7 protein-coding genes are annotated in these 7,262 nt (G+C 57.3%); 6 read left to right on the plus strand and 1 reads right to left on the minus strand.

Annotated features, from left to right (window positions below; translation table 11 throughout):
• From P3T20_RS36795 to P3T20_RS36820, 6 genes are all read left to right on the plus strand, one after another.
• Complete coding sequence (locus P3T20_RS36795) at positions 1-1,299, plus strand: c-type cytochrome (RefSeq protein ID WP_074267571.1); 1,299 nt, start codon at positions 1-3, stop codon at positions 1,297-1,299.
• A gap of 772 nt (positions 1,300-2,071) precedes the next feature.
• Positions 2,072-2,497, plus strand: a complete 426-nt coding sequence (locus tag P3T20_RS36800) for a DUF1636 family protein (protein ID WP_167379439.1) — start codon at positions 2,072-2,074, stop codon at positions 2,495-2,497.
• Positions 2,498-2,564: 67 nt separating this feature from the next.
• Positions 2,565-3,314: an alpha/beta fold hydrolase gene (locus P3T20_RS36805; protein ID WP_429289449.1), complete on the plus strand. Its 750-nt coding sequence runs from the start codon at positions 2,565-2,567 to the stop codon at positions 3,312-3,314.
• A gap of 155 nt (positions 3,315-3,469) precedes the next feature.
• Positions 3,470-4,321 carry a fumarylacetoacetate hydrolase family protein gene (locus tag P3T20_RS36810; protein WP_429289450.1) on the plus strand — a complete coding sequence of 284 codons (852 nt, stop codon included), beginning with the start codon at positions 3,470-3,472 and terminating at the stop codon, positions 4,319-4,321.
• Positions 4,322-4,533: 212 nt separating this feature from the next.
• Complete coding sequence (locus P3T20_RS36815; protein WP_074267576.1) at positions 4,534-5,253, plus strand: SDR family oxidoreductase; 720 nt, start codon at positions 4,534-4,536, stop codon at positions 5,251-5,253.
• A 66-nt stretch (positions 5,254-5,319) separates the two neighbouring features.
• Positions 5,320-6,009 carry an SDR family NAD(P)-dependent oxidoreductase gene (locus P3T20_RS36820; RefSeq protein ID WP_429289451.1) on the plus strand — a complete coding sequence of 230 codons (690 nt, stop codon included), beginning with the start codon at positions 5,320-5,322 and terminating at the stop codon, positions 6,007-6,009.
• A 416-nt stretch (positions 6,010-6,425) separates the two neighbouring features.
• Here P3T20_RS36820 and P3T20_RS36825 read toward each other — a convergent pair whose 3' ends face one another.
• Positions 6,426-7,115, minus strand: coding sequence for an SDR family NAD(P)-dependent oxidoreductase (locus tag P3T20_RS36825; protein WP_074267578.1), 690 nt, complete (start codon positions 7,113-7,115; stop codon positions 6,426-6,428).
• Between the last annotated feature and the right edge of the window lie 147 nt (positions 7,116-7,262).

A 7,262-nucleotide genomic window follows, 5' to 3' on the forward strand; every position in this document is an offset into this window, starting at 1 on the left:
ATGAATGTTTCTACGTTCCGTGGCGTTTGCGCGTCAATACTTTCACTCCTCGCATTCACTGCAAGCGCTCAAAGTCAGGATCCCAATTATCAACTGGTCGAACGAGGAGAATATCTTTCCCGGGTCGGAAACTGCGCAGCCTGTCATACCGCGCCCGGCGGTGCTCCGCTGGCAGGTGGCTTACCGATGGCTTTGCCGATGGGCAGGATTTTCTCCACGAACATCACGCCAGATCCGGTGACCGGTATCGGCAAGTATACCGAACAAGACTTCTCCCGAGCACTCCGTGAAGGTGTGGCGAAGGATGGCCACAACCTCTATCCGGCGATGCCGTACACATCCTTTGCGAAGGTGAACGACGCGGATGTGCATGCACTATATGTATATTTCATGCATGGGGTGCGTCCGGCACAGAAGAACAATCGGCAACCGGACATCAGTCCGCTGCTCGCCATTCGCTGGCCGATAAAGATCTGGAACGCAATCTTTCTGGACTCAAAGGTCTATGAGCCTGTGTCGGGTCGGGATGCGCGGTGGAATCGCGGAGCTTATCTAGTCCAAGGTCTGGGGCATTGCGGAGCATGCCACACCGCGCGCGGTGTGGCTCATCAGGAGCTTGCACTTGACGGCTCGCGGGCGGGATTTCTCGGCGGTGCGTTAATCGACAACTGGTACGCATCCGATCTGACCGGAGACTCGAATACGGGACTAGGACAATGGACCGAGGAGGAAGTTTCGGAATTTCTTAAGAGAGGATCAAACCGGCACGCCACCAGCTTTGGCTCAATGGTTGAAGTCATCAATCAAAGTACGCAGGGTATGACTGATGCCGATGTGGCTGCGATGGCGCATTACCTGAAGTCATTGCCCCCAGCTCGTGATTCGGCGGAAGGGAGGGCCGTATACATTTCACAATCTGCGTTCGCATCCCCCACTTCTGATAGAACACCGGTACAAAGCGGGAAGGGCTTGTATGCGATCTATTGTCTGCAATGCCATGGCGCCGACGGGAAGGGAGTGGCGCCACTGATTGCGCCTCTTCAGCGCAACCCGAATCTGCTCGAAACCGATGCGTCGTCATTGATCAACGTCTCACTGAACGGGACGGGCAGGGTGGTGATCCAGGGTGTCCCGGCGGCGTACCCGATGCCGTCCTTTGGCGCAGTCATGAGCGATCATGACATTGCGGAGGTGTTGACTTACATCCGTGGCAGTTGGGGTAACCACGCGGATGCCGTAGGCGAAAGGAGCGTCGCATTAATGCGCAACCGAACGAAATCTGCTGCAGAGCAAGAGTAAGGCTCGTGTCCCAGGATCAATTTCGGAACGGTCGGTATCCAGTTGTATTGCTGTGCACCCAGAGCGCTCACCCTGGCTCTCGTAAACATGGACTCTTTGATAATTGTCAGGACACTGCGATAAGCCCGAAGTCGTACCCAGACCTAGAATAGATTCACAGGATTCGCTTGCGAAAGCTATCTGATCCATTCCACTTAATTTTTAGCCTTTTCCGCGCAGGAGTATTGGTGTGAAAACTATTCTTTCGGCTCTTGGCCTTGCCTCTCTTCTGATAGTCGGAGCTGCCGCTCATGCGGATTCGGTGTCCGGTTCCGCTCAGAATCAGAACACGCCCACCCAGTCACCGGCCAGCTTGGATCAAGGCGGTACAGAGGCCGGGGCAACCGCTTACGGTAGTCCGAATAGGGGGCTAACCCGTCAGGAAGTGCGTGAACAATTGATTCAGGCCCAGAACGATGGGCAGCTGAAAGCGTTGAATGCTGCGCTCTATAGTCGGCCCTAAACAATTCGTTCCGCACCCGGCCAGCGTCACGCAATGCCGTCGGGGCAATCGTCGGACCGAAGTGCCCGGGCGGCACCGCGACCTTCAACACTGGTGAAATCAACGTCAAGTCAACCTCGGCGCGGATACGCGACTAGACGATCCGATAAGCGTGCGATTGAACACACACCTAGAATTCATCCACAGAATTTGCAGTTTCTGGTTGTCCGAACAAGGTTCAGAAAAAGAGGGGTAGTTCTTTCCTCGAAATAGATGAAGTCAGGAGACAGCGTGGCGCTTACCGTGCACGAGAGCCTAGTACCACTCGATGCCGTCAACCCGGATATGAACGGGTGCGACCAATCGAGTACCGTCGCAATCTGCCGTACCTGCCCGAGGGACAGGCCGCACAGCGGTGAGCAGGGACTGGCTCTCTATAACGAAATAAAGGAAAGGCTGACCAGCCAGGGTATGACCGTGATGCTGGTCCACTGCCTCGGCAGTTGCCGGACGCCGTGCGCTGTTGCGCTTGATGCGCCGGCGAAGCCACGGGTACGGCTGTCCGGCCTGAAGGACGTCAATGCGCTGGATCTGATCGATGCAGCACTTGGGTACCGGCAGGCGGCATCGGATGACGTGAGCGTCATGACGCTTCCGGCGATGCTGCAGCAACACGTAACTGCGATTTCACCGAAACGGAAACGAAGCGCAGCATAAAAGAGCGGTGCGATCGACGCACCACATCACCTTCATTTCATCAACCCACTACATTCAGGAATGACATATGAAACTCAAATACGATGACGTAGGAGCAGGTACGCCAGTCGTGCTCGTGCACGGACTCGGCGGCACGGGTAACGTTTTCGGAGCGCAGGTTGCGGCACTCTCGCCCAGCTTTCGGGTTGTGGTCCCGGATATCCGTGGCTGCGGCCGCAGCGACAAGGCACCGATTTCCATCGATGCGCTGGTCGCCGATGTCGTGGAGCTGATCGACGGTGCGGGTTTTGAAAGTGTCCATCTGGTCGGGCATTCGCTGGGCACCGTCATCGTGCAGCGTCTGGCTCTCGAGCATCCGCAGATGGTGCGCAGCATTGCGTTGATCGGGCCGATCCAGGCAGCGCCGGAGGCAGCGAAAACGGCGATCCGCGATCGTGCGGAGCAGGCCAGGAAGGTTGGTCTGGCAGGCATTGCCGACGCGACCGTGAAGGGCGGCACGTCGCCTGAGACCAAGCGGGATCATCCGGAGCTGGCGGCTTTCGTGCGGGAGCTTGTGATGCGACAGGATCCCGAAATGTACGCGCAAACCTGCGAGATGATTGTCGGCCTCGAACCGGCGGCAATCGAGAAGCTGCGGATTCCGGCGCTGGTTGTGACGGGCGATCAGGATGCAACGTCGCCGCCTGCGACTGCGAAGGGCATTGCCGACAAGATTCCGGGCTCGAAGTATGTCGAACTGGCGCAATGCGGTCACTGGACGCCCATCGAAAAGGCAGCAGCCGTGAACGAATTGCTGCTCCAGTTCCTGACGAAATAAAAGGCGCAAGCCATGCTGCGGTGTCGTGCTGAGGTGAAGACGTGCAGGAGCCCGACACCGCAGTCGGAGATGTCAATTTCTCTGAAATCTCTGATCGTGCCTGGGTCTTCGCGCCAACAGGCAGGACATTGGATCACTCCTTCCAGTAGGAAGATATGAAGCTAGTACGCTTTGGTCATACAGGTGCCGAGAAGCCAGGTATCGTCGGGTCGGACGGGGTCGTCCGCGATCTGTCCGCACACGTATCAGACATTGATCCGCAACTGATCGGGTCGGACTCGCTACAGGGCCTCGATTCAAGGGAAATCGACGCCTTACCAGCAGCGCCCGCTGGTTCCCGGCTTGGTTGTCCCATCGGAAATATCGGCAAGGTGGTCGGAATCGGACTGAACTATCGCGAGCACGCGAAAGAAGCGGGCGCCGAGATTCCAAAGGAGCCAATCATCTTCCTTAAGGCGAATACGGCCATCACAGGTCCGTTCGACGACGTCGTTCTTCCGGAAAACTCGACGAAATCGGATTGGGAGGTGGAACTCGGCGTTGTGATAGGGCGCCGTGCGGGAAATGTTTCAGAGGCCGTGGCGCTCGATCATGTCTTTGGATACGTCATTGTGAATGACGTATCGGAGCGTGAGCATCAGCTCGAGCGAGGCGGTCAGTGGACCAAAGGCAAGAGTCATGACACGTTTTGCCCTATCGGCCCCTGGCTGGTAACTCGGGACGAAGTGGGCAACGAGCAGGCGCTGGATCTGTGGTGTGAAGTGAACGGTGGGCGAGTGCAGCATAGCAATACAGCAGACATGATTTTCTCTGTCGCGCAGTGTGTCAGCTATGTCAGCAAATTTATGACTCTGCTTCCGGGTGACGTGATCATAACGGGAACGCCACAAGGCGTCGGCCTTGGCTTCACGCCGCCGCGTTACCTCGACGGTGGATACACCATGCGCCTTGGCATCGCGGGTCTCGGCGAACAGTGCCAGTCGGTCAAGCGTTATGGGCGTGGGTAAGACATCATCGAGTGTGCAGTAAGATCGCTTGGGATTACGGAGGATCATCGTCGTCCGGTTGGAACCTTTGAGCCGCTGACTCCGCAGATTCGAATGCGGGCTTAGGACGTGCAGAACGCTCTTTGGTACTGTATTTGCTGGACGTCTGGCCCACACTGACGGCAATGATTCAGAAATGAAACTGGGGTTTTTGCATCGTATTGGAGGAAGTTATGTCGCTTAAAGGTAAACGGATTGTCATTCTCGGCGGATCGTCGGGAATGGGTTTCGCTACGGCGAAGGCTGCGGCAGACGAAGGTGCACTTGTCGTCATTGCGTCTAGCAGCCAGGAGAGGGTAGCGAAGGCGCAGCAGCAACTGCCGCCGAGTGCGGAAGGTCATGTGCTCAACCTGCAGGATGAGGCTAGCATCAAGTCGTTCTTCGAGAAGATAGGAGCGTACGACCATCTGGTGTATACGGCCGGCAATCCTTTGCTAATGGCTGATCAGAAGGACTTGAGCTTCAAGGATGCGCAGGCATTTTTCGGAGTCCGCTACTGGGGTGTTTTCCTGGCCACGAAGTACGGTGCGGGCCAGATTCGTGAGGGGGGCTCGATCGTCCTTTCCTCCGGGATGGCAGCGCGCCGCCCCCGTAAGGGCTCGTCCGTGGTGTCGAGCGTCTGCGGCGCGATTGAAGCGCTTGCGCGTGCGCTTTCGGTGGAACTTGCGCCGCTGCGGGTCAATGTGGTTTGCCCTGGAACGGTCAAGACCAGCCTTTGGGATAGCTTCCCTGAGGCTGTCCGTAAGGCGACATTTCAACGCGCTGAAGAAAACCTTCTCGTCAAGCATGCCGCTGAAGCACATGAGGTGGCCGAAGCTTACCTCTATCTGATGCGAGGTAGCTTTACGACGGGCCAAGTTGTAGTCGCCGATGGCGGGGCATCGGTGGCCTGATATCCGAGCCGCATGTCCAGACAACCGGCGAAAAAACTCGCACCAGACTAAAGCAGGAAAATTGGAATGACAGTTAGGAAAAATGTTCTCGTCGTAGGTGCCTCGCGTGGGCTCGGTCTTGCTCTTGCGGAGGAATACTGCGGCCGGGGCTGGCATGTAATTGCGACGTCGCGGGGCAGGTCCGCCGGACTTGCAAGCCTGCTTGAGCGCTATCCGGAATCGCTTGAGCTTGAGACCGTGGATATCGTGGACCTGGCCTCGGTGAGAACACTGCGCACTCGACTCGAGGGGCGCAAGCTCAATACGCTCTTCGTCAACGCTGGCATCGCCAAGGCGAATGAATTGACCTCGGTCGAGGTGGATGAGAAGGACTTCTTCGACATGATGTTGACGAACACGCTCAGTCCAATGCGTGTCATCGAGGTATTTCGTGACATTGTCGCGGAGAATGGCGTGATGGCAGCGATGTCGTCCGAGATCGCCAGCATTACAAATAGTATCGGGTTCTGGGAGCTATACAGTTCGAGCAAGGCAGCGCTGAATATGCTGATGAAGGCGTTCTCGACACGCCATCCGGACGATTCGCGCGCACTTCTCCTGGTCGCTCCAGGCTGGGTCCGCACTGAAATGGGCGGACCGGAGGCAACCTTCGAGATTTCGGAGAGCATCCCGCTCGTGGTCGACGTGGTCGAGCGCAACGCAGGCGTGTCGGGACTTCGCTATACCGACCGTTTTGGCGAAATCCTGCCGTGGTGAGAAAGACGCACGGCGCGACAATTTTCGCGGTCGATTGGTGTGAACGCCACACGTCGATCGATGAGCGCGTCGTCTACGCAAAACCGGTGGGCTATCAGCCGTGGGGTTGGTAGCCTATCGCGACGGCACTCTTTGTCGATGACATCGGGCAGGGCAATGGCCGATGCCGCGACATTGCTCGACTGCCGCATACGGCGTCCACCCGGTGGTGAGCCGTCCTACGCCACCGAAACGAAGGGACAGCCTTCCAGACAAGCGTCCTGGCGCTCAACTCCGCGGTCGACGCAGCCCGCGTAGGCGAACAGGGCGTGGATTTGCCTTCGGTCTTTTTTCTTTTTATGTCCACGTCCATTTGATCGCCTCGGGAATTCAGACGGGCTATCGACCGCGGAAGATTTCCGCGCCTTCCGTCGTTCTCACCACGGCAGGATTTCACCAAAACGGTCGGTATAGCGAAGTCCCGGCACGCCTGCGTTGCGCTCGACCACGTCGACCACGAGCGGGATGCTCTCCGAAATCTCGAAGGTTGCCTCCGGTCCGCCCATTTCAGTGCGGACCCAGCCTGGAGCGACCAGGAGAAGTGCGCGCGAATCGTCCGGATGGCGTGTCGAGAACGCCTTCATCAGCATATTCAGCGCTGCCTTGCTCGAACTGTATAGCTCCCAGAACCCGAAGCTGTTGGTAATGCTGCCGATCTCGGACGACATCGCTGCCATCACGCCATTCTCCGCGACAATGTCCCGAAATACCTCGATGACTCGCATTGGGCTAAGCGCGTTCGTCAACATCATGTCGAGAAAGTCTTTCTCTTCCACCTGGACCGTCGTCAATACATTCGCCTTGGCGATGCCGGCGTTGACGAAGAGCGTATTGAGCTTGCGCCCCTCGAGTCGAGTGCGCAGGGTTCTCACCGAGGCCAGGTCCACGATATCCACGGTCTCAAGCTCAAGCGATTCCGGATAGCGCTCAAGCAGGCTTGCAAGTCCGGCGGACTTGCTCCGCGACGTCGCAATTACATGCCAGCCCCGGCCGCAGTATTCCTCCGCAAGAGCAAGACCGAGCCCACGCGAGGCACCTACGACGAGAACACTTTTTTTAACTGTCATTTAAATTCTCCTGCTTTAAATAGGCTTCAGATACACAGTAACAATTCGGTCCCTACATGCCGGGTGTCGGGATGAGCCGCTTGTAGTAGACCCCGTCCTTCATCACGACCTTGATGTTGTCGCGGTCCTGGAGAAGCTTGATGTTCT

The sequence above is a fragment of the Paraburkholderia sp. GAS206C genome (assembly GCF_050435645.1).
Classification (GTDB): domain Bacteria; phylum Pseudomonadota; class Gammaproteobacteria; order Burkholderiales; family Burkholderiaceae; genus Paraburkholderia; species Paraburkholderia phenazinium_B.

What these genes read in the sequence shown, in the direction of transcription:
- P3T20_RS36825 (WP_074267578.1), bottom strand. Translation starts at nt 7,115, where the DNA reads ATGACAGTTAAAAAAAGTGTTCTCGTCGTAGGTGCCTCGCGTGGGCTC.
- P3T20_RS36805 (WP_429289449.1), top strand. Translation starts at nt 2,565, where the DNA reads ATGAAACTCAAATACGATGACGTAGGAGCAGGTACGCCAGTCGTGCTC.
- P3T20_RS36795 (WP_074267571.1), top strand. Translation starts at nt 1, where the DNA reads ATGAATGTTTCTACGTTCCGTGGCGTTTGCGCGTCAATACTTTCACTC.
- P3T20_RS36810 (WP_429289450.1), top strand. Translation starts at nt 3,470, where the DNA reads ATGAAGCTAGTACGCTTTGGTCATACAGGTGCCGAGAAGCCAGGTATC.
- P3T20_RS36820 (WP_429289451.1), top strand. Translation starts at nt 5,320, where the DNA reads ATGACAGTTAGGAAAAATGTTCTCGTCGTAGGTGCCTCGCGTGGGCTC.
- P3T20_RS36815 (WP_074267576.1), top strand. Translation starts at nt 4,534, where the DNA reads ATGTCGCTTAAAGGTAAACGGATTGTCATTCTCGGCGGATCGTCGGGA.